Annotated in this window: 18 protein-coding genes, 1 tRNA gene and 1 pseudogene; 11 read left to right on the forward strand and 9 right to left on the reverse strand. The window is 73.0% G+C overall.

Going from position 1 to position 21,343, the window contains the following annotated elements; translation table 11 throughout:
• Positions 1-326: pseudogene (locus ITI46_RS22855) on the forward strand (hypothetical protein); the annotation flags it as partial.
• 106 nt (positions 327-432) lie between these two features.
• Here ITI46_RS22855 and ITI46_RS22860 read toward each other — a convergent pair.
• A complete protein-coding gene (locus tag ITI46_RS22860; protein ID WP_209241588.1) occupies positions 433-1,347 on the reverse strand; it encodes a spermidine synthase in 915 nt (304 codons plus the stop codon).
• A gap of 222 nt (positions 1,348-1,569) precedes the next feature.
• On the opposite strand from ITI46_RS22860, the gene ITI46_RS22865 reads away from it, so the two are divergent.
• The gene (locus tag ITI46_RS22865; protein WP_307808279.1) at positions 1,570-2,016 is read left to right on the forward strand and encodes a hypothetical protein; all 447 of its coding nucleotides are present in this window, start codon (positions 1,570-1,572) and stop codon (positions 2,014-2,016) included.
• Positions 2,017-2,107: 91 nt separating this feature from the next.
• On the opposite strand, the gene ITI46_RS22870 is transcribed toward ITI46_RS22865, so the two are convergent.
• A complete protein-coding gene (locus ITI46_RS22870; protein ID WP_209241589.1) occupies positions 2,108-2,497 on the reverse strand; it encodes a hypothetical protein in 390 nt (129 codons plus the stop codon).
• Between the two features lie 171 nt (positions 2,498-2,668).
• On the opposite strand from ITI46_RS22870, the gene ITI46_RS22875 reads away from it, so the two are divergent.
• On the forward strand, positions 2,669-4,135 hold the full coding sequence (locus ITI46_RS22875) for an NsdA family TPR-like regulatory protein (protein ID WP_209241590.1): 1,467 nt from the start codon (positions 2,669-2,671) through the stop codon (positions 4,133-4,135).
• Positions 4,136-4,151: 16 nt separating this feature from the next.
• Here the strand turns inward: ITI46_RS22875 and ITI46_RS22880 are convergent, their stop codons facing one another.
• On the reverse strand, positions 4,152-4,745 hold the full coding sequence (locus ITI46_RS22880; protein WP_209241591.1) for a histidine phosphatase family protein: 594 nt from the start codon (positions 4,743-4,745) through the stop codon (positions 4,152-4,154).
• 243 nt (positions 4,746-4,988) lie between these two features.
• Here ITI46_RS22880 and ITI46_RS22885 point away from each other — a divergent pair, with 243 nt between their 5' ends.
• The 5 genes from ITI46_RS22885 to ITI46_RS22905 all read left to right on the forward strand — a co-directional run bounded on the left by ITI46_RS22885 (position 4,989) and on the right by ITI46_RS22905 (position 9,954).
• Positions 4,989-6,374: a hypothetical protein gene (locus ITI46_RS22885; RefSeq protein WP_247746434.1), complete on the forward strand. Its 1,386-nt coding sequence runs from the start codon at positions 4,989-4,991 to the stop codon at positions 6,372-6,374.
• Positions 6,374-7,909 (forward strand): hypothetical protein, encoded by a 1,536-nt coding sequence (locus ITI46_RS22890; protein ID WP_209241592.1) that lies wholly within the window; start codon positions 6,374-6,376, stop codon positions 7,907-7,909. Before ITI46_RS22885 ends, ITI46_RS22890 begins: the two co-directional genes overlap by 1 nt.
• A complete protein-coding gene (locus ITI46_RS22895; RefSeq protein ID WP_209241593.1) occupies positions 7,906-9,294 on the forward strand; it encodes an AAA family ATPase in 1,389 nt (462 codons plus the stop codon). Before ITI46_RS22890 ends, ITI46_RS22895 begins: the two co-directional genes overlap by 4 nt.
• Positions 9,295-9,360: 66 nt before the next feature.
• Positions 9,361-9,765 (forward strand): DUF8844 domain-containing protein, encoded by a 405-nt coding sequence (locus tag ITI46_RS22900; RefSeq protein ID WP_209241594.1) that lies wholly within the window; start codon positions 9,361-9,363, stop codon positions 9,763-9,765.
• Positions 9,766-9,880: 115 nt separating this feature from the next.
• A tRNA-Lys gene (locus ITI46_RS22905) sits at positions 9,881-9,954 on the forward strand.
• A gap of 50 nt (positions 9,955-10,004) precedes the next feature.
• Here ITI46_RS22905 and ITI46_RS22910 read toward each other — a convergent pair.
• Positions 10,005-10,679 (reverse strand): class I SAM-dependent methyltransferase, encoded by a 675-nt coding sequence (locus tag ITI46_RS22910; protein ID WP_209241595.1) that lies wholly within the window; start codon positions 10,677-10,679, stop codon positions 10,005-10,007.
• Positions 10,676-12,928 (reverse strand): MMPL family transporter, encoded by a 2,253-nt coding sequence (locus ITI46_RS22915; RefSeq protein ID WP_209241596.1) that lies wholly within the window; start codon positions 12,926-12,928, stop codon positions 10,676-10,678. The genes ITI46_RS22910 and ITI46_RS22915 overlap by 4 nt, the downstream gene beginning before the upstream one ends.
• Positions 12,929-13,047: 119 nt before the next feature.
• On the opposite strand from ITI46_RS22915, the gene ITI46_RS22920 reads away from it, so the two are divergent.
• A complete protein-coding gene (locus tag ITI46_RS22920; RefSeq protein WP_209241597.1) occupies positions 13,048-13,677 on the forward strand; it encodes a MerR family transcriptional regulator in 630 nt (209 codons plus the stop codon).
• 172 nt (positions 13,678-13,849) lie between these two features.
• Here the strand turns inward: ITI46_RS22920 and ITI46_RS22925 are convergent, their stop codons facing one another.
• Positions 13,850-15,115, reverse strand: coding sequence for a M6 family metalloprotease domain-containing protein (locus ITI46_RS22925; protein WP_209241598.1), 1,266 nt, complete (start codon positions 15,113-15,115; stop codon positions 13,850-13,852).
• A gap of 461 nt (positions 15,116-15,576) precedes the next feature.
• Here ITI46_RS22925 and ITI46_RS22930 point away from each other — a divergent pair, with 461 nt between their 5' ends.
• Positions 15,577-17,382 carry a putative bifunctional diguanylate cyclase/phosphodiesterase gene (locus ITI46_RS22930; RefSeq protein WP_209241599.1) on the forward strand — a complete coding sequence of 602 codons (1,806 nt, stop codon included), beginning with the start codon at positions 15,577-15,579 and terminating at the stop codon, positions 17,380-17,382.
• Positions 17,383-17,406: 24 nt separating this feature from the next.
• Here ITI46_RS22930 and ITI46_RS22935 read toward each other — a convergent pair whose 3' ends face one another.
• Positions 17,407-18,561 carry an LLM class flavin-dependent oxidoreductase gene (locus ITI46_RS22935; RefSeq protein WP_209241600.1) on the reverse strand — a complete coding sequence of 385 codons (1,155 nt, stop codon included), beginning with the start codon at positions 18,559-18,561 and terminating at the stop codon, positions 17,407-17,409.
• An 82-nt stretch (positions 18,562-18,643) separates the two neighbouring features.
• A complete protein-coding gene (locus tag ITI46_RS22940; protein WP_209241601.1) occupies positions 18,644-19,027 on the reverse strand; it encodes a winged helix-turn-helix transcriptional regulator in 384 nt (127 codons plus the stop codon).
• 192 nt (positions 19,028-19,219) lie between these two features.
• Between ITI46_RS22940 and ITI46_RS22945 the strand changes: the two genes are divergently transcribed.
• Entirely contained in the window at positions 19,220-20,368 is a 1,149-nt protein-coding gene (locus tag ITI46_RS22945; RefSeq protein WP_209241602.1) for an MFS transporter, read from the forward strand.
• A 173-nt stretch (positions 20,369-20,541) separates the two neighbouring features.
• Here ITI46_RS22945 and ITI46_RS22950 read toward each other — a convergent pair whose 3' ends face one another.
• Entirely contained in the window at positions 20,542-21,279 is a 738-nt protein-coding gene (locus tag ITI46_RS22950; RefSeq protein WP_209241603.1) for a maleate cis-trans isomerase family protein, read from the reverse strand.
• Between the last annotated feature and the right edge of the window lie 64 nt (positions 21,280-21,343).

Below are 21,343 nucleotides of genomic sequence, written 5' to 3' on the forward strand. Positions count from 1 at the left end.
CCTCCTCCCCCTCGCCCGCTCCCTCGGACACCCCTGCGCACAAGCCCTCGACCGGGACGGCCGGCGGCGGTGCGGGGCACACTCCGGGCACCGAAGAGCCCGCCGGGCAGGTGAAGGGCGCGACCGTGCGCGGCGGCAGAGCCGTTTTCGACCTCGGCGGCGACACCGGGACGCTGGTGTCCGCGACGCCTGAATCCGGCTGGGCGATGCGGGTCTGGCATGCCCCGGGTCTGATCCGGGTGACCTTCACCGACGGCACCGTCTCGTCATCGGTCTTCTGCCGCTGGGACGACGGCGCTCCGCGCCTTGAGACATACGACGGGTAGGGGGTGCCCCTTGCCGTTGTTTGCGGGCTGCGGGTGTGCTGTGGTTGCTGGGGGCACCCCCGCTCGAAGAGCTTGGGGGAGCAGTTCCCCCCGCCCCTGCGGGGCGCTACCCGAAGGTGCCTCTTGGCGGCACCGGGGAGGCGGTCGCCGTGGCGTCCGTCACCGGTGCGGCGCCGGCCGTGAAGGCGCCCAGCTCGCGCCCCGCCGCAACCCGCCCGGGATGGGAATCCCCCGCCGTACGGCGGGTCAGCTCGGCGATCGGCAACTCTCCCTCGGCCGCCAGCAACACACTGTTGCCGAACCGGCGACCACGCAGCACCGCAGGGTCCGCGAGCACGCAGCGCTCGGCGAAGACGGCCCCCGCGGTGGCGATCTGGGCCCGCAGATGGCGCAGTTGCGCGCCGTCCGCGATGTTCGCCGCGTACCACCCGCCGGGCCGCAGCACGCGGCGTACCTCGCGCAGGAATTCGACGCTGGTGAGGTGCGCGGGAGTTCGGGCACCACTGAAGACATCGGCGATGACGAGGTCGGCCCACTCCTCGGGCAACCGCCCCAGCCCCTCGCGGGCGTCGCCGCCGCGCATCCGGATCCGCCAGCCGCGCTCCAACGGCAGATGCTCCCGCACCAGCCGGGTCAGCGCCTCGTCCACCTCGATCACCTGCTGCGTGGAGCGCGGCCGGGTGGCGGCGACGTACCGGGCCAGTGTGAGCGCCCCGCCGCCCAGGTGCAGGACCTGTACGGGGCGGCCCGGCGGGGCCAGGAGATCCACCACGTGGCCGAGGCGGCGCTGGTACTCGAAGCCGAGGTGGGCGGGTTCGGCGAGATCGACGTGCGACTGCGGGGCTTCGTCCAGCAGCAGCGACCAGGCGGACGCCCGGTCGGGGTCGGGCACCAACGAGGCGGTTCCGCCACCGACTTGGGCGACGACGGTCTCCCGGTCGCGGCCCCTGCCGCGATCCCTGACGCGGTCCCTGCCGTGACCCGTCTCGCCGTCCCTGCGCCGTTTGCCGCCCCGTGCCATGCCTCCATTGTCCGGCACTCTTTCCAGTTAACCCACATGAGCGGTTCTCCGGCTCGGCGCCGCGCGCCCGCCGGGCCTGTTCCCGCATGTCCCATAGGGTCCGGCCGTTTCTCCCGTACCCCGTGCAGAAAATACGGATAGTGCGGAATTGTTGCCTTCACCTTTGCCGTCCATTGATTCTCTCTTCGTCGCCCCGGAATCGGGCGACCGGCTCTGTCGGCCGTGACGACCGAGGAAAAGAGTAAAGGAATGAAGGTTCGAAGTTCCCTGGCCGCACTGGGGATGAGCGCGGTGCTCGCGCTCGGGGTCGGCGGGGCAATCGCCCCGGCGGCCGCTGCGGCGTCGCCCACTGCCGCGACCACCGTGGTGGCAGACGCCGACTATTCGAGCAAGGATCTCAAGAACGGCCGCAAACAAAGCGGTAAGGCGTCACCGTCAGGAAAGGCGGGCGATTCCCGGCCGCCGGCCCGCTCCTCGCTGCGCTGCTGGAACCCCTATCTTTCCGGACGCGTCTTCGCGATTTCCTGCTCCGGCCGGGCATTCCGGGTCTTCGTCGACTGCTCGAACCGGATCAGGTATGTGACGCCGGTGCTGTCCGGCAGCAAGCGCGTGGCCATCGCGTGCCCGGCAGGGACCCGGGCAGTGCGCGGCGGTGCTTTCGGCCGCTGAGCCGAGAGCCGAACCGCCGGAGCCACTCGTAGGGCGGGGCTGCCGAGCGTCCTGGGCAGGACGGGCGCTTGGCAGCCCTTCGGTGTGTCCGCTACACGCGGTCGGCGGCTGCGATGGTGCGGGCCGCCTCGCCGAGCGCGGCGCGGAGTTCGGCGGGCTCGGTGGCGTGCGCGTAGGCACCCTCGGGCGGCACCAGCCACCCGGTGCCGGCCACCGGCGGGTCGCTCGGGGCGCTGCGGGCGCCGGGCCGGTACGTCTGCGTACAGGCACTGCCGGGCAGGTCCCAGCAGTCGGCGGTGCCGGGCGGGACGAGGAAGCCGAGGGTGTCACCCGCGCGGTCGTGCAGCACAGGGCCGACGCCGTCGCGGAGCCGGAGGATGTCCACGGCCTCGAGGCCGTGCCTGGCCGGCACGGTCACCAGATCGCAGGGGCCGGGGACGCGCCCGGCCGGAGTGCTGTTGCCTACGCCAGTGTCCAACAACTCAGACCCCTCCTCGCGGTCGCTGTGCAACGTTCAACGGCTAGTCCTTGTCAACGGCTACGGTGGCGAACCAGCGCATTGGATGGCACTTCATGGCAGAACCAGGGTGAGATATCCGGTTTGTAGTCAAACCCTGGGTGTTGCAGTCGTCACAGCCGGTACGTTTCCGCCATGGCGTCGTCACCCTCAACGTCACCAGCACCGCAGCACCGCCCCAACACGGCTTTCCGGGCACTGAGGGGGCATCTCTCCCCAGGGGAGTTCGCGGCGAACGTGCGCCGTTCGGCTCGCGAGATCGGCGAACAGGTCTCCTGCGACGCGCGCTACATCGGCCGCGTCGAGTCCGGGGAGATCAGGTGCCCCAACTACGCCTACGAGCGGGTGTTTCTCCACATGTTTCCGGGCTACTCGCTCACGGACATGGGCTTCGCACCCCGGGAATCCGTACGTGGTCGTGCAGCGCGCACGCGTGGGGCGCGTGCCGGTGGGCCAGCGCCCCAGCAGTCCACCATGCGCTGCGACGACCCGGCGCTGCCCCAACTGCCCCCGTTCACCGACCATCCCGACAGCTCCGGTCTCACCGAATTCCCCAACTGTCCCGAGTACGACGAGGAGAGCGACGTGCTACGTCGCGCTTTCATGACGGGCGGACCCGCCGCCCTCGCCGCCGCCTCCCTGGGCGGTACCGCGCCCAGCGCCTGGGCCGCCCGCCCGGCGCCGCCCACCTCCCCTGTCCACGCGCATGTGGGAGACGCCGAGGCCAGTGCCGTCGAGGACGCCGTACGGCGGATCCGGCTGCACGACGACCGGCACGGCGGAGCCGGGCTCTACCGCCGGGCCACCGGCTCACTGCGGGCCGCCTACGGCATGCTGGACGCCGGCGTACACCGCCAGTCGGTCACCGACAGACTGCACGCAGGCGCGGGCGAACTGGCCATCTCCGTGGGCTGGCTGGCCCACGACTCGGGCCGCTACAGCGACGCACGGTCGCACTACGCGGAGGCGCTGGCCACCGCGCGGGTCGCCCAGGACCCGGCCCTGGAGGCGCACGCCTTCTGCAACACCGCCTTCCTCGCCCGGGACGCGGGCCGCCCCCGCGAGGCGGTACGGGCCGCGCAGGCGGGCCGGCACGCCGCGAAGAGTCTGGGCTCGGACCATCTGCTGTCGCTGCTCGCGCTGCGCGAGGCCGGTGGCTGGGCGGGACTCGGCGACCGGGCGGGCTGCCGGCAGGCGCTCTCGCGGGCACAGAACCTGTTCGCGAAAGGGCCGTGTGACAACGACCCGGAGTGGATGAGCTTCTTCGGCGAGGCCGAGCTGGAAGGGCTGGAGGCGCAGTGCTGGTCGGCGCTGGGGCTGTGGGACCGCGCCGCGGACCACGCCGAGCGTGCCGTACGGCTGCAGGACCCGCACTTCACCCGCAACCGGGCGCTGTTCACCGCCGAGCTCGCCGGTGATCTCGCCGCGCTGGGCAAGCCCGAAGAGGCGGCAGCGGCGGGGTCGCGTGCGCTCGACTTCCTCGGTCCCGTCCAGTCCACACGGATCAGCGCCATGCTGGATGCGGCGGCAAAGCGGTTGCGGACTTCTCGTAAGGCCCCTGGGGTTGCCGCCTTCCTCTCCCGCTGCGCGGCAACGGCCTGAGGCCGGATGTTTCCGGTCAGTCCAAGTGCCCCGTGTCGTTCCAGCGTTCGATCGCGGGGTCGCCGTACGCCCAGCCGAGAATGGACAGCGAGGCGGGGTCGAGGCGGAGGCGGGCCGCGAAGGAGGGGTCGTAGCCGAGCCAGCGGGCGCCGAGCACCCGCAGGATGTGGCCGTGGGCGAAGACGAGCACATCGCGGTCGGCGGACCGCGCCCATCGCACCACCTCGTCGGCGCGGGCCGCGACCTCGGCCAGGCTCTCGCCGCCGGTCACCCCGTCCCGCCAGATGAACCAGTCGTCCCCGGCGCGCTCCCGGATCGCCTCCGGGGTGAGGCCCTCGTAGTCGCCGTAGTCCCACTCCATGAGCGCATCCCACTGGCGGGCTTCCCCGAAGCCCGCCAGCTCGCAGGTCTCCCGGGCCCGGGAGAGCGGACTGGTGCGCACCTCGGCGCCGGGCAGCCCGTTCCAGGGCGCGCGGTGCAGCCGCTCGCCGAGCAGCTTCGCCATCCGGCGGCCCTCGTCCAGCAGCGGTACGTCCGTGCGGCCGGTGTGCTGCCCGGTCACCGACCACTCGGTCTGACCGTGCCGGACGAGGAGGATGCGCGCTGCCATGGGGACCTCTCGGACGTGCCTCTCGGTGCTCCGGTGTGTCCGGAAACCACCGCTCCATTTTCACGCAGCCCGCGCGGAGCCGACCGGGCGGGGCCGGGTTGCGGGGAAACGGAAGCGCATTGTCGGACCAGGAAGCGCGGTTGTCCGGAACCGGAAGCGCGGTTGTCCGGAACCGGAAGCGCGTTGTCAGCGGAGGATGCGAGACTTCGGCGGGTACCGCACCCTCCCCTGAGGCCACAGCCGATGACTAGCTCCCCGCTTCCGAAGCAGACCCCGCCGCAGGGCACCGCGCCGGCCGCCGGCCCTGACGGCCGGCAGGGCACCGTGCAGCGGCTCGCCGAGCTGCGCGGCGGGCCCGACGTACCGCAGCGCCCCCTCGACGCGCGGGCGCTGGCAGCGCTCGCCGCCAACCCCGGCTGCCGGCGCCGCGCGCTGCTGGACGGGGCCGGCGTCGACAAGGGCGCGGTGGCCCAGGCCCTCGGCTCGCCGGCGCCGTTCGGGCAGTCCCAGTTCGCGCTCATCCGTGGCAACGCCTTCGAGGCGCGGGTGAAGGCGGACGGCGGCGAGGTGCTGCTCGCGCTGCTGTGCGAGCAGCTCGGCGCCGACCGTCCGGATCCGGCCGAGATCACCGTGCCTCAGCTGACCGCCGACGGCCCGGCAGGCCGCGCCTACCGCACCCGGCAGGCGCTGGCCGAGGCGGAGGGCGGCCGGTGGACGCTGCTGGACCACCCGCTGCTGTCGCTGGAGGTGGCCGGGTCGGCGGCGTATCTGGAGCCGGACGCGCTGGCCGTACACCCGGACGGCACCGTGACGGTCATCGAGATCAAGTCCTTCCCGATCCTGGACGGTTCGGCCGACCCGGTGAAGGTCGGTGCCGCAGCCCGGCAGGCGGCGGTGTACGCGCTGGCGCTGGAGGGGCTGCGTACGGCGCGCGAGAGTGCGCTGCTGGTGTGCCCGAAGGACTTCTCCAACCTGCCCGCCGCCGGTCTGCTCCAGCTGCGCAAGCAGATCGCCGCTACCCGGCGCCAGCTGCGGCGGCTGACCCTGCTGGAGGAGATCGCCGCCGAACTGCCCGAGGACGTCCACTTCGCGCCCGACCAGGAGCCCGCGGCGCTGACGGCTGCGGTCGAGTCGGTTCCGGCGGCCTACGCGCCAGAGTGCCTGTCCACCTGCGAGCTGGCCTTCCACTGCCGGGACCGGGCACGCGGCGCGGGAGACGTGGTGGCCCTGGGCCGCTCGGTGCGGGGCGAGCTGGGCGGGCTGCGGACGGTGACGGACGTACTCTCGGCGGCCTCCGGCGACCCGGAGAGCCCGGCCGCGCAGGACCCGGCGGCCGCGGTGCTGCGCCGAGCGGCGGCACTGCGCGCGGAGGCACTGGAGACCGCGGGCCTGCCCGGCCCCCTGGCCGCCGCCAGAGCCGCACAGGCGACGCGGACCGCATGCGCGACCCGAACTGCGCAGGCAACGCAGACCACACCCGCGACACAATCCCCGCCCGCACCGCCAACCGCACAGGCGACGCCAACCTCATCCGCTCTGCAAACCACCCAGGCGACACCAGCCGCACCCGCCCCGCAAACCGCCCAGGCAACCCCAACCGCACCCGCGCCCCGGACGGAGGCGCGCTGATGTCGTTGCTGAGTGCGCTGGCGCGGATGGAGGCCGCCGCGTGCGGGCACGCGCGGCCGGTGGCGACCGTGCGCCACCGGCAGTTGGCCGAACGCCCGCTCGTCCTCGTCCCGTTGACGACGGCCGGTGAGAACGGCGCGCCACTGGGGGTGATGCTGGGCACCGACCGGGCGGCGCCCGAGATCTTCACCGTGCCGCAGCCGCGCGACCGTGATCTGCGGTTCGCGTTCCTGGGGCAGCTGGCCGAGGCGATGCTGCCGCACCTGGAGTCCTGCCAGGACGAGGTGGAGCTGGTCGAGCGGAAGGAAACGGACCCGGAGACCGGAAAGCGCGTCACCGTCGAGGCGGAGCTGTGCGCCGATGCCCCGCAGGTGCTGGTGCCCACCGGGCCCGGCGTGGAGTTCGTACGGCTGCTGGGGCGCTCGATGCGGTTCCGGCGAACCGCGGAGGAGGATCCGGACGCGGAGCATCCGGCACCGCCCCGGGTGCCGCTGCTGGGCCGCTGGCTGACGCACTACGGGGAGCGCGCGCGGGTGCCCGGCTCCTCGCTGCTGCTGTCGATGACGGGGCTGCTGTCCCGGCACTGGGCCACCGGGCAGAGCCAGTTGGAGGACCAGCACCTGGGCGCGCTGCTGGCCTGGCTGGCGCCGCCGGACGGGATCAGCGGCGCTGCGGCGGCGCTGCGGGCCGAGCTGGGCCGGGACGAGCGCGGACAGCTGCTGGTGCCGCCTGCCGGACCGGCGACCGACCCGGCGTTCGACAACGAGCTGCTGGCCCCCGCCATCGCGCGGTACGACAAGGGAGCGCCGGGTGCCGCGCAGGAGGTGCACGAGCTGGTCGCCTCCCAACTGCGCCCCACCTGGGAGGCGATGTGGCAGGGCATCGATCTGCTGCGCGCGCTGCCCGAGGCCGCGCACGTGCCCGACAGATGGCGGCGCGACCGCCAGTCCTACACCCACCACAGGGACCGGCTGCGCGCCGCCGAGCCGCCCCAGCCGCGCCGGGACGACGCGGTGACCGCGGCGCGCAAGCTCGCCATGCGCGAGCAGCGGCAGGCGGAGCTGGATGCGCAGGAGGCGCTGGACGACCCGCTGGTGATGGCCGTACGGCGGCTGGCGGGCGAGGCGTTCCTGGCGGAGGTGCTGGAGGTGGAGATGGCGTATTCGGACGGCAAGCGGCCCTCGCCCCGCCCGCTGGTGACGGTGCACACGCAGGACGTACCGCTGCTGTCCGACGGGGACAAGCTGCACCGGCAGCTGCCCTCGGGCGCACCGCAGCGGGCCGAGCTTGTGGAGATGGCGGGCCCAGGGGAGTACGTGCTGCGGCTGGTCAGCGGGATGGGCCGGGGCAAGGAGCCCGCGGAGGGCACGGTGCCGGAGAAGGGCGATCTGGTGTGCTGGACGCTCTTCGAGCACGCGCCGCGGGGCGGGCCAGGGCTGCCCGAGCCGGAGGAGACGCCCTGGACGCACGGCGGCCCGCCCGGTGAGCCGGGCGCGGAGCGGCCCGACCCGGTGACAGCGGAGGATGTGCTGTGACGGCGCTGAGGGAACCGGCCCGGCAGGAGGCCACGCCCGGCCGGGCCGCCGCCGCGGCGACCGAGGCGATCCTGGCCGACGCGCTGGACGGCACACACCGCGGCGTCGTGGTGGACTCGCCGCCCGGCGCCGGCAAGTCCACCCTCGTGGTGCGCGCGGCGCGCGAGCTGGCCGCCGCCGGGCATCCGCTGATGGTGATCGCGCAGACGAACGCGCAGGTGGACGACCTGGTGGACCGGCTGGCGACGGCCGACCCCGAGCTGCCTGTGGGACGGCTGCACAGCAGCGAGCCCAAGCCGTACGACCCGATGCTGGAGCGGCACCCCTCGGTGCGGACCTCCGCGAAGCCCGCCGAGCTGGCCGGGCTGGACATCGTCGTCTCCACGGCGGCCAAGTGGGCGTGGGTGACCCCGGACGAGCCGTGGCGGCACGCGATCGTCGACGAGGCGTATCAGATGCGCTCGGACGCGCTGCTGGCCGTTGCCGGGCTGTTCGAGCGGGCGCTGTTCGTGGGCGATCCGGGCCAGCTCGACCCGTTCAGCCAGGTCGGTGTCCAGCAGTGGGCGGGCCAGGCGCACGACCCCTCGGCCAGCGCCGTCAGCACGCTGCTGGCGCACAACCCCGGGCTGCCGCAGCACCGGCTGCCGGTCTCCTGGCGGCTGCCCGCGTCGGCGGCCGAACTGGTGTCGGACGCGTTCTACCCGTACACCCCGTTCCGCAGCGGCACAGGACCGGGTGAGCGGCAGCTCGCCTTCACGGCGCCGGCCGACGGCTCGCCCTTCGACGCGGTGCTGGACGAGGCCGCCGGCGCCGGCTGGGGCCTGCTGGAGCTGCCCGCGGCCCGTACGCCCCGTACGGACCCGGAGGCCGTCGCCGCGATCGTGCGACTGGTGTGCCGGATGCTGGAGCGCGAGGGGCGGACGCGCAGCGAGCGCCACGGTGGCGGCGGCGCCGACGACGGACCGGGGGCGCCGCTGTCGGCTGACCGGATCGCGGTGGGCACGGCGCACCGCGACCAGGCGGCTGCGGTCCGCGCTGCACTGGCCGAGCTGGACGGGCCCGAGGGCGCCGCAGCGCAGGTCACGGTCGATACCGCCAACCGGCTCCAGGGGCGGGAGTTCGACGTCACTGTCGTACTGCACCCGCTGTCCGGGCGGCCGGATGCGACCGAGTTCCATCTGGAGACCGGCCGGCTGTGCGTGCTGGCGTCCCGGCACCGGCACGCGTGCCTGGTGGTGTGCCGGGCCGGCGTCGCCGAACTGCTCGACGACCATCCGGCGACCGAACCCGTGCAGCTCGGCGCCCTCTCCCCCGCACCGGACGGCTGGGAGGCCCACCAGGCGGTGCTCGCGCGTCTGGCGCGGCACCGGGTCCGGCTGGGGTGAGCCGTGCAGTGGCGGGGTGCGCAGCGCACAATGGGGGGCGGCCGACGACCTTGGAGGTATGCACTCATGTCTGAGCCGCACTCGGCTCCGGACCCGTCACGCTCCACCGGAGGGAGCGGCGGCGGTGCCCCGCACCACCGCCGCCCGGCACCGCTGCTGTTCGAGCCGACCGAGGCAGCCCCCGACGACGAGCACTTCTTCGGCCTGGAGTCGCTCACCGACCCCAAGGAGCTGCTGGACCGCTCCACGGAGCTGGTCCACGCGTTCCGGGCGGCCGCCGACCGGGCGCAGGAGTACCAGGCCGCGGCGGCGGCGCAGCTCGCCGACCCGAAGAGCTTCGACAAGCTGCCGGACGCCGCGATCGCGGACCGCGGGGGCTGGACCGAGGAGTACGCACGCAAGATGATCGAGTTCGGGCGGGACCTGCTCCAGAACCGGGTGCCCGGCACTCAGCCACCGCCTCAGCACTGACGGTGCACGCGCCCTGACGGTGCCCGGCGGTGACGGTGCAGGTCGGGAGGGTGGCGAGCGGAATATCGATTTTCGCTTCACCGGATCGTGGTGTTAAGGTCTACGACGTCAGCAGGCGCCGCTAGCTCAGTTGGTTAGAGCAGCTGACTCTTAATCAGCGGGTCCGGGGTTCGAGTCCCTGGCGGCGCACAGACACCCGAAGGCCCCTCGCGGAAGCGAGGGGCCTTCGGTGTGTGCGGCTAGGTGCGGAGCGAGGTGCCGGGGACAGGCGGCGCCTCGGCGCCCACCGTCGCGGGCACCCTCAGATGGTGCACCCGGGCAGGCGGCAGGTTGGACAGCACCAGCCGCTCCCCCAGCAGCCAGGGCGCGATGGCCTCCCGGACGGCGCGGCGGGCCGCGGTCCTGCGCGGGTCGGCGCCCTGGAGCGCACGCGCGCCCGCGTAGCTGAAGAACGACAGCGTGCCGCCCGGGCGCAGCGCGGCCAGCAGCCTGTCGAAGACGGTCGTCACCGCCTCCGGCGTGAAGTTCGCGAACGGGAGACCGCACACGATCGTGTCGAACGCGCACTCCCCCAGCTCCTGCTCCTCGACGAGCCCCGGCCGCAGCCGGGTGCGCGGCGCGACCGGGGTCAGGGCCGGGTCGCCGCGCAGTGCCGTACGGAGCCGGGTGACGAACTCGGGGCCCGCCTCCACCAGGTCGAGCGTGTCACGGGGGCCCAGGCGGCGGGCCAGGTGCCGGGTGACGGCCCCGGTGCCCGGTCCGACCTCCAGCACCCTTCGCGCCTGGTCGGGACCGCCGGGACGGATGTGCTGGGTGAGTTCTCGGGACAGGGCCGCGCTGCTCGGGGCTATCGCCCCGGTGGTGCGGGCAGCGCCGAGGAAGGCGCGCAGGAAGGCGAGGGAGTCGCGTTTCATTGGCGGGGCTCCGTACCCAGCGAAGCGGTACGCAAACTACCGACGGCCGGTGCGGATGTTGCTGGTGGGGCTGGTGGTGCGGTGGATGGGCGGCCGGCGCCGGCGGACCGGCGACCGGACCAACGGCCGGACCGGCGACCGGGCCACCAGGCCCGCTCACCCAGCAGGCCGAGAACCGCGGGCAGCAGGAGCGCCCGTACGAGCAGGACGTCCAGGGCCACCGCGAGCACCAGCCCGATGCCGATCATCTTCAGAAAGGTGACGGAGGAGGCCGCGAAGCCGCCGACCACGAGGGCCAGCAGGAGCCCGGCGCCGGTGATGGTGCGCGCGGTGCGCTGCACAGCGGTGGCGACGGCACCCGGCGCATCGCCGGTGGCCTGCCACTGCTCGCGCACCCGGGAGAGCAGGAAGACCTGGTAGTCCATGGCCAGGCCGAAGGCGATGGCGACGATCAGTACGGGGAAGTTGACGTCCACGGCGCCCACCGGGTCGAAGCCGAGCAGCCCCGCGCCCCAGCCGTACTGGAAGATCAGGGTGATCACCCCGAAGGCCGCCAGCAGGGACAGCGCGCCGAGGGCGACCGTGACCAGCGAGAGGGCGAGCGAGCGGAAGGCGAGGAAGAGCACCAGCGCGCAGACGGCGGCCACGAACAGGCCCATCCAGGGTGCCCGCCCGCCGATCATGCCGACGATGTCCACACGGGAGACCGGCATGCCGGTGAAGCGGGTCTCGGCGCCTTCGGGCGGGGAGACGGCGCGCAGGTCCTCGACCATGGTGGCGGCCTCGCGGGACATCGGGTCGGGGGCGTAGCCCAGGGTGAGGCGTGCCAGGTCGCCATGGGTGGCGGTGACGGCGGCGTGCTCGACGCCCTTCACCTGGGCGAGCCGGTCGGCGTAGGCGGCGGTCCGCGACCGCGCGTGGCCGGTGCCGGCCGGTCCCGGCAGCTCGACGACTGCGGTGACGGTCCTGGTCGGGTCGGTACGGAAGTCGTCCTGGAGGGCCGTGCCGACCTGCCGCGCGTCCGAGGTGGCGGGCAGCACCCAGTCCGCTGGGCGCGCCCAGTTCACGCCCGCCGCGGGGGCGGCGAGCCCCAGCAGCACCGCTGTGAGGACGACGGTGTGGAGCGCGGGGCGCCGCATCACCCGCTGAACCGTCCGGTACCACCGCCCGCGCTCCGGTGCCGCCCCCGAGCGCCGGCCGAACGGCAGCCGGCCCGCGTCGATCCGCCTCCCGGCGAACCGCAGCAGCGCGGGCAGCAGGGTGAGCGAGCCGAGCACCGCGAAGCCGACGACGGAGACGGCCGCGTACCCCATGGAGCTCAGGAAGCGGGACGGGAAGAGGGCGAGCCCGGCGAAGGAGATGGCGACGGCCAGGCCGGAGAAGGCGACGGTGCGCCCGGCGGTCGCGGTGGTGCGCGCGACGGCGTCCTCCACACCGGCTCCGGCCGCGAGCTCCTCGCGGAACCTGCCGACCATGAAGAGGGCGTAGTCGATGGCCAGTCCGAGGCCGAGAATGGTGATCACGTTGATCACGGAGCTGGACAGCTCGGTGACCGCCGCCAGGGTCCGCAGTACGGCGAGCGAACCGAGCGCGACCAGCGTGCCGACGGCGAGCGGCAGCGCAGCGGCGGTGACGCTGCCGAAGACGACGAGCAGCAACAGCAGCAGGACGGGCAGCGAGAGCAGTTCGGCCCGTGCGATGTCGCTGCCGGTGTGCTCGTTGACCTGCTCCGTCATGGCCGCGGTGCCGCCGAACCGTACGGAGATCCCGGCCTGCCCGGCCGGCTTCCGGAAGCGGTCCTCGATCCGCTCCAGGGCCTTGACCTGCGACTGGTCGTCGTCGGCCGCGAAGCGTACGGCGACGTAGCCGGAGTGCCGGTCGCGGGAGAGGAAGCGTTCTGCCCGCTGTGGTTCCGCCTTGCCCGTCCAGTACGAGTCCACCGCCTCGATGCCCTCGCGGGGCAGGGCGCGCAGCGCCGCGCGTACGGGGCGGGCGAAGGCGGCCTGGTCGGCGGTGTACCGGTCGCTGGCGTAGAGGACGACGAGATCGGCCGAGTCACGGCCCAACGGCCCGGCCAGTGTGCGGTCGGCGCTGACGGACTCGCTGCCGGGGTCGTCGAAGCCGGCCCCGCCGGTCAGCGTGCCGAAGGTGCCGGTTCCCCAGACTCCGCCGAGCAGCGTCAGCAGCAGGGCCCCGACCACGACCCACCAGCGCTGCCGCGCGGCGAACCGTCCCAGTGACGTGAGCATGCGCCCCCCAAAGAAGAGAGAAATGGATAGTGGATAGCTCCACTCTCGATAGTTGGACTATCTATCATCGGTAGGGGAAGGTGCAAGTTGCCGTCCTGCAGAGGGGAGAAGGGAAGCCGATGCGCATCGCGGAGCTGAGCCGACTCAGCGGAGTGCCCGCGCCGACGATCAAGTACTACGTACGGGAGTCGCTGCTGCCGCCCGGCGAGCGCACCAGCCGGAACCAGGCGCAGTACGGCGAGCGGCACGTGACCAGGCTCCGCCTCATCCGCGCCCTGCTGGAGGTGGGCGGGCTGTCCGTCGCCGCCGTACGCGATGTCGTCGCCGCCCTCGACAGCCCGGCGACGGGCACCCACAAGGTGCTGGGCGCGGCCCAGCAGACCGTCACCGCGGTGCGGGTGGGTGGCAGCCACGACGAGCCGGAGCACCTAGAGGCGGTTGCCGAGATCCGGGACCTGATCGAGCGCCAGGGCTGGAAGGTCTCCGAGCACAGCCCCGCGCTGACCGCCGCAGCGGACGTGCTGGGAGCGCTGAGACAGCTGGGCCAGGACGACTTCGCCGACCAGCTGGACGCGTACGCGCGGGCGGCGGACGCCGTGGCCGCCACCGATCTGGAGATCGTCCGCGAGCGGGGGGACGCCGATGCGATGGCCGAGGCGGTGATACTCGGCAACATCCTGGGCGACGCCCTGCTCGCAGCGCTGCGCCGCCTCGCCCAGATCCACCGCTCCGCGGAACTCTTCGAGTAGGAGCCGGCCTACTTGGCGGGCTCTCCCACGGGAGCCAAGGCGGGTCCGCCCGTCCTGCGTGCCCGGCATGGTGGGCTGCGCTTGCCCACTCTGCGCCCTGGGAGTGCCCCCACCAGCCACGAACGACCCGCAGCCCGCGAACAACAGCCAGGGGCACCCCCGTCACGGCCGCCTACTCCCTCCTGAGCTGCACCTCCCAGTCGCCCTCAGCCGTGCGGCCCGTGACCTCCACGCGGAGTCCCTCCCGCGTATCGGACCAGCTCTCGCCGACACCGAGGGGCGCGTCGGCGAGCCGGCTGTGCACGGAGGTCTCCCGGCAGCGGGAGGTCCCGGGGTGGCCGTCAACCACTTCGACGGGGCCCTCAGTGGACGGCGTATCGCTGCTGACGCGGTAGATCAGCAAGCCCTCCGAGCACGAGCCGCGGTCGTTCCCGGCGCGCTCGCGGACCTCCATGGCGAGCGCCCCGTGCTCGCCGGTCCGCAGCACGAGCAGCCGCACACCGTCCGGCCCCCGCCCCGCGGCGGCACCGGAGGCAGGGCGCCGCACCCGCATCCGGGCCGGCGCCCTGCGCGCGGGAGCCGCCAGCGGGCGCAGCGTATAGCGGGACGGCGACGCCTGCTCCTCGCCCTTCGGCCGGGCGGCTTCTTCCCCGGCTGCCCCGACGCAGGCCACGTTGGACCGTCTCAGCCAGCCCAGCTTCCACTTGTCCCAGCCGAACGGCTCGGGAGCCAGCCCGAACTGACTGCCCATCAGGTCCCAGTCCCCCACCCTGGTGTCCCAGTCCGCCTTGCCGTCGGAGGGGCGCCGGTAGAGGTCGGGCAGATCGAACAGGTGCCCTGTCTCGTGGGCGAGGACGTTGCGGTCGGGCGGACTCTGTTCGAACACGGTGACCATACGGCTGAGTTCGGCCCCGTCCGCGGTGATCGGCTCGTCGAGATTGACGACTTTTGTCGCGTCGGGGTCCACCCCTGGCGCGTCCGGGTCCGCGACGAGGTAGACCACGTCGTACCGGCTGAAGTCCACCCGCGGGTCGGCGGCGGCCACGGCGTCCCGCAGATAGGAATTGCGCAGGTCGGAGTCCCAGTCGCGCTGTATGCCGTACTCCTCGGCGGGGCGCGGGAGCTGGATCCAGCGGTCCACAGGACGCGGTCGCAGCCGGAACTTTCCGTAACTCGCCCGCTCGAAAAAGTCGGTTGTGGCAGGGAAATGGTCGTTCACAAGCTCTCGAGGGGTGGCCATGGGGGTCGCATCGGGGAAAGAGAGAAAGAGAAGGGCCGCATCGAGCGTGCCCTCAGGGCGCGGATAGGAGGCGTTCCAGGTGTCCAAACCCAGCGAGTGGTGCGCGTCGGTGCGCGGCAGAGCGCACGGCATGTCCGCCGCAACGGAACGCACGGGGCCGGCCACGAGACCGACCCCCATGAAGGCGGTCAGCGCCATGACGACCGCCCCCACCCGGTGCCGGACACCGGGGCCCTGCGGATTCGCACCGCACCCGAGGCGGCGCGGGCGAGCCTTTCCGGCTCCCCCGGGTACCGACACACGCGCCACGCGAAGACCTCACCGGAAGAGGGCGGATGGACCCTTCCCAGCCTCACGGCGAATGTCCGGGTATGCCCCGTTTCGATAGCCCGGATGAGTCAACCGCAATATGACTACTCTTCGTAGCCGTCGGTCGTTAGCGGTCAGAGCGCTCTCAGCACCGGTGCAGAAACGGTCACCCGCGCGCTCATGCCCGTCCCTCGGCTGCCTGAGCGACCGGCAACCGCAGCGGGGACACTGGCTCCGCTGTTGCGCCAACCTCTATGATCGGCACATTTCCAGCGCGGATCCTCCCCTGGGCGGCCTACGGGCAGCCGGCCGACCGATCCGCACGAGACGAGCCCCCCGCGGAGCGATCGGTGAACGGACCCCTCGAAGGACCGGGCAAAGACTCCGGCGAAGCCCTCGTAACCCAACCCCAGACCATCACGGAAAGTAGCCACAAGCGCTGGCGACGGCGCGCACACAACGGGCACAACGAGAGCGACTTCCGGGCCGCCTTCCACGCGGCGCAGCTGCCGATGGCCATCGTCGATCCCAACGGCCGCGTACTGACGGCCAACCGCGCGCTGGGCGCGCTGCTCGGCGTCGAGGCGCGCCGGCTGACCGCACGCCCCATCGCCGAGCTGGCCGGGCTCGGCCTGGACGGGCGGGTGCGCAGCGCCTACCACGAGGCGCTGCAGGGCCGCACCGACCGGATGTCCTGCACCCGCCGGCTCAAACACGCCGACGGCCACACTCTCTGGGCCGAGATCACCGTGACCCCCACCTCGCGCGGCGGCGAGGCCCTGCTGTCCATCGCGGACATCAGCGAGCGCCGCGATCTCCAGGAGCGGCTGCGGCACCTCCAGATGCACGACCCGGTCACCAGGCTGCCCAACCGCACGCTGTTCTTCGAACGGCTGGCCGGTGCGCTGGCCGACTCGGCGACCGGCAGGACCGGGCTGTGCTACATCGACCTGGACGGCTTCAAGGCCGTCAACGACACCCTCGGCCACCGCATCGGCGACAGCCTGCTGGACGCGGTCGCGCAGCGGCTGACGCAGTGCGCCGAGGCGGGCGGCGGAACGGAGTGCGGCGGGCATCTGGTGGCCAGGCTCGGCGGCGACGAGTTCGCGCTGCTGGTCGAGTCGTCCACCGGGACCGAGCAGCTGACCCAGCTCGCCCAGTCCGTACTCGCCGCGCTCCAGCGGCCGTTCGACCTGGCCGGGCAGCGGCTGTCGGTCTCGGCCAGCATCGGCGTCGTCGAGCGCGAGACGGCGGGCACCACGGCCACCGAGCTGATGCAGGCGGCCGACACCACGCTCTACTGGGCCAAGGCCGACGGCAAGGCCCGCTGGACCCTCTTCGACCCGGAGCGCAACGCCCACCGGATGACCCGGCAGGCCCTCTCCTCCACGCTGCGCCGGGCCGTGGAGCGCGGCGAGTTCGTGCTGGAGTACCAGCCGATCGTGGGCTTCGCCGACGACATGCTGCGCGGCGTCGAGGCGCTGGTGCGCTGGCGGCATCCGCAGTTCGGCACGCTGGGCCCCGACCGGTTCATCGGCCTCGCGGAGGAGAACGGCGCCATCGTGCCGCTGGGCCGGTGGGTGCTGGAGGAGTCCTGCCGCCAGGCGCGGCGCTGGATGCGGCAGCACCACGGGCCGCCGCTGTACATCAGCGTCAACGTGGCGGTGCGGCAGGTGTGGGACTCCGACCTGGTGCAGGACGTCGCCGACATCCTCGAGGAGACGGGGCTGCCCGCCGGGCTGCTCCAGCTGGAGCTGACCGAGTCCGCGGTGATGGGCTCGGCCGGCCGCCCCCTCCAGGCGCTCCAGGCGCTGTCGGAGATGGGCGTGAGGATCGCCATCGACGACTTCGGCACCGGCTACTCCAACCTCGCCTACCTCAGCCGCCTCCCGGTGCGGGCGCTCAAGCTGGACGGCACCTTCGTCCGCGGCTTCCGTACGGCGCGGCACCAGAACCCCGCGGACGAGACGATCGTGACGGCGCTGGTCCAGCTCGCCCACAAGCTGGGCCTGACCGTCACCGCGGAGTGCGTGGAGGGCCCGGCGCAGGCGGAGCGGCTGCGCCGGATCGGCTGTGACACGGGCCAGGGCTGGCACTACGCCAAGCCGATGGAGGCCGACCGGATCGCGGAGATGCTGGTGCGGGTTGCCGTGTGAGGGGCTCGGGGCTTCCGGGCCCCCTCACAGGGCGTAGGCGTCGGCTATCAGTTCCAGGGAGCGGATGCGGGCTTCCGGGGAGTGGGCGTTGGCGGTGAGCATCAGTTCGTCGGCGCCGGTGCGCTTGACGAGGGCGTCGAGCCCTTCGCGTACGGCGTCCGGGGTGCCGTAGGTCACATTGCCCAGCCAGCTGTCCACGAACTCCCGCTCCACGGGGCTGAACGGATATGCCTCGGCCTCCTCCGGGGTGGGGATCAGCCCCGGCCGGCCGGTCCGCAGCCGCACCATCGACAGGGCCCCCGTCAGCACTTGGCGGTGGGCCTCCTTCTCGTCCTCGGCGGCCAGCGCGGCGGCGCCGATCAGGGCGTAGGGCTCGTCCAGCACCGCCGAGGGGCGGAAGGTCTCGCGGTAGAGCTCCAGCGCGGGCAGCGTGTTGGCGGCCGAGAAGTGGTGCGCGAAGGCGAACGGCAGGCCCAGTTGCCCGGCGAGCTGGGCGCTGAACCCGGAGGAGCCCAGCAGCCAGACCGGCGGCCGGTGTGCGGCGGCCCCGGCGGCGGCACCCGGTGCCTTGGGGGTACCTCCCGGCCGGAGGCTGGGGGAGGGGCCCGGCACGGCGTGGATACGGGCGTAGCGGTGGCCGTCGGGGAAGTCGTCGTCCAGGAACCTGATCAGCTCGGCGAGTTGCTGCGGGAAGTCCTCGGCGCCCTCGCGCAGCTTCTCGGTGCGGCGAAGTGCCGCCGCCGTCGCCCCGTCCGTGCCCGGCGCCCGGCCGAGCCCCAGGTCGATCCGGCCCGGCGCCAGCGCCTCCAGCGTGCCGAACTGCTCGGCGATGACCAGCGGCGCGTGGTTGGGCAGCATCACCCCGCCGGAGCCGAGCCGGACGCGGCGGGTGTGGGAGGCCAGATGGGCCAGGATGACGGCGGGCGAGGAGCTGGCGACGCCCGGCATGGAGTGGTGCTCGGCCACCCAGTAACGGGTGAGGCCGCGGGCGTCGGCGAGCTCGGCCATGCGGGTCGAGGCCGCCAGCGCGTCCCCGGCCGTGTAGCCCTCGCCGACGTTCACCAGGTCGAGGAAGGAGAGGGGTACGGGGGCCACGCCCCGCGCCTCGCCCCGGATGCCGTCGCCCGGCCCCCCCTGCTGTGCGTCCTGGCCCGCTGCGTCCTCGCCTGCCTGGCTCACGATGGCTCCGCCTTCCTCCCGCGTTCCGTTGCGCGACCCGCTGCCCCGGGAGGGGGTACGGGTCACGAGGCGGTACAACGCGTCAGAGGGCCGCTGTCTTCCCGGGGGCCGGCCGCGCCGCCGCGGTGCGGACCGCTTCCAGCCGGCTCCGGTGCTCGGTGCCCCAGTCGCTCAGCGGGCGCAGCGCCTCGACGAGGGTGGCGCCGAAAGCGGTGAGGGAGTAGTCGACCCGGGGCGGGACGGCCTGGTGCACCTCGCGGTGGACGACCTCGTCGCGCTCAAGCTCCCGCAGGTGCTGGATGAGCATCTTCTCGCTCACCCCGGACAGACAGCGGCGGAGCTGACCGAAGCGTTTGGGGCCGTCGCTCAGCGCCCACAGGATCAGCCCCTTCCACTTTCCGCCGGCCACATCGAGGGCCACGTCCAGCCCGGAGACGAACGTCGTCCGGCACTCGCGTACCGCCATGGCAGCCACCCCTCACTCGCCCCGGCACTCACCTTTTGGTAAGTACCCCACTTCGAAGTCGGTACTTGTTGCCAGGAAAGCGTAGAACGAGGATCGGCGCATCCGCACCCCCTGGCCCGGCCTCATCGCCGTCTCCGTCTCCGTCTCTGCCTTTGTCTCCGTCTTCGTCTCCGTGAAGGAATGCGTGCGCAAATGCCCCTTTCCATGTTCTCGCTGATGCTCGTCGTCTTCAGCTTCACCACCGGCGAGTTCGTGACCGCCGGGATCCTCCAGGAGGTGGCCGCCGATCTGTCGGTCTCCGTCCCGGCCGCCGGTCAGCTGGTGACCGCGTACGCGCTCGGCATGATCGTCGGCGGCCCTGTGGTCACCACCGCGACTGCCCGGCTGGCCCGCAAGCCGCTGATCGTCGGCCTGATAGCCGTCTCGGTGCTGGGCAACGTCGCCTCGGCGCTCGCCCCCGGCTACGGCACGCTGCTGGTGGCGCGGTTCGTCGCGGGTCTTGTGGTGGCCACGTTCTTCGCCGTCGCCATCACCACCGCCGTCTCGCTGGCGCCGGACGGCAAGCAGGCGTCCACGGTCGCCAAGCTCACCCTCGGGATGAACCTCGGCATCATTCTGGGCACGCCGATCGGCACGTTCGTCGGACAGCGGCTCGGCTGGCAGGCGACCTTCGCGACGGTGGCGGCCTGCACCCTGGTGGCGCTGGCGCTGGTGCTGCCCTCGGTACCGGCCGGACCAGCCATCGCGACCGGCTCCGTACTGCGCGAGCTGCGCGTCTTCGCCCGCCGGGACCTCCAACTGGCGCTCGTGCTCACGGTGCTGGGCAACATCGGCGTCGTCACCGTCTTCACCTTCATCTCCCCGCTGCTCACCGGGGTCAGCGGCTTCGGCGAGGGTGCGCTGCCGGTGCTGCTGCTGGTCTACGGCTTGGGTGCCTTCGCCGGGAACTTCCTCGGCGGATGGCTCGCGGACCGGGCGCTGCTGCCCTCGCTGATCGGGCTGCTGGCGGTGCTCGCCGGGGTGCTGGCGCTGTTCTGGGCCGGCGGTGAGGTACGGGCGCTCGCGGCGGTGCTGACCTTCGTGCTGGGTGTGCTGGCCTTCGCGATCATTCCGGGGATGCAGACCCGGGTGCTGGCCACGGCCGGTTCGGCACCCACGCTGGCGGTCGCGGTCAACGCCTCGGGCTTCCAGATCGCCGCCGCGGGGGCCGCCTGGCTGGGCGGCCGGGTCATCGAGGGGCCCGGGATCCGCGCCATCTATCTGTGCGCCGCGCTCTCCACCCTCGCCGGGCTGGGGATCGCCGCGTACTCGCTGCGCCGCGAGCGCTACGCGCTTGCGTGAGGGGTGGCCTTCCCCGCGCTGCTGGTGAGGGGGTGCCCCTGACGGTCCGTTGCAGTCTGCGGGTGCCTTGTGGCTTTGGGGGCACCCCCTGCTCGAAGTCCCCCAGCCTCCGGCCGGGAGGTGCCCCCAGGGGGAGCAGTTCCCCGCGCCCCTTGCGGGACGCGGGGACTCCCTCAGGAGAAGAGCTTGCCCAGGGCTGGGCAGTGGACCTTCTGGTCCAGCAGTCGCAGGCCCTCCTTGGCCGTGACCTGGTTCGCCGTCAGTACGGGCTTGCCCAGCTCGGCCTCCAGGGCCGGGATGTAGGCGGCGGTGTGCAGCGCGGTGTCCGGCAGCAGCACCGCCTGCGCGTCGGGGTGGTCGCCGCCCCGGGCCAGGGCCAGCACCTCCTCCTCGCCCCAGGTGCCCACCTCCGCCGCGGTGATGATGCCGCTGCCGCGCATGGCGACGACCTCGGCGCCCGCCGCCTTGAGGAAGCCGGTGAACAGCTCGGCGACGTCCTCCGGGTAGGTGGCGGCGATGCTGACCCGCTCGACGCCGAGATCGCGGACCGCGTTGGCGAAGGCGAAGGAGGTGCTGGAGGCGGGCAGCCCCGCCGTCTCACCGAGCTCCCGCACCTGCTCGTGGGCGCCTTCCCAGCCGAAGACGAAGCTGGCGCTGGTGCAGGCCCACACCACGGCCTGGATGCCGTGGCCCTTGACCTCCTCGACCTTCGCGGCGAGCCGCCCGGCCGAGCCCATCTCCAGCAGCGCGTCCACCCGGTGGGCGTCCTCGCCGATGTCGGTGTGCACGAGTGGCAGCCGTACGTCGGCGCCCGCCTCGGCGAGGATCCGCTCCAGCCTCGGGTAGTCGTCCTCGGCCGAGTAACCGGGGTAGAGGAATCCGACCGCCGGTGCCGATGCCGCCTGTGCCATCTACGCCTCCTGTGCGTGCTCAGAGCTGGGTGGGGACCAGCGCCACGGCGCTGGGACCTGGGGG

Origin of the sequence: Streptomyces oryzae (assembly GCF_017676365.1) — a bacterium.
Taxonomy (GTDB): domain Bacteria; phylum Actinomycetota; class Actinomycetes; order Streptomycetales; family Streptomycetaceae; genus Streptomyces; species Streptomyces oryzae.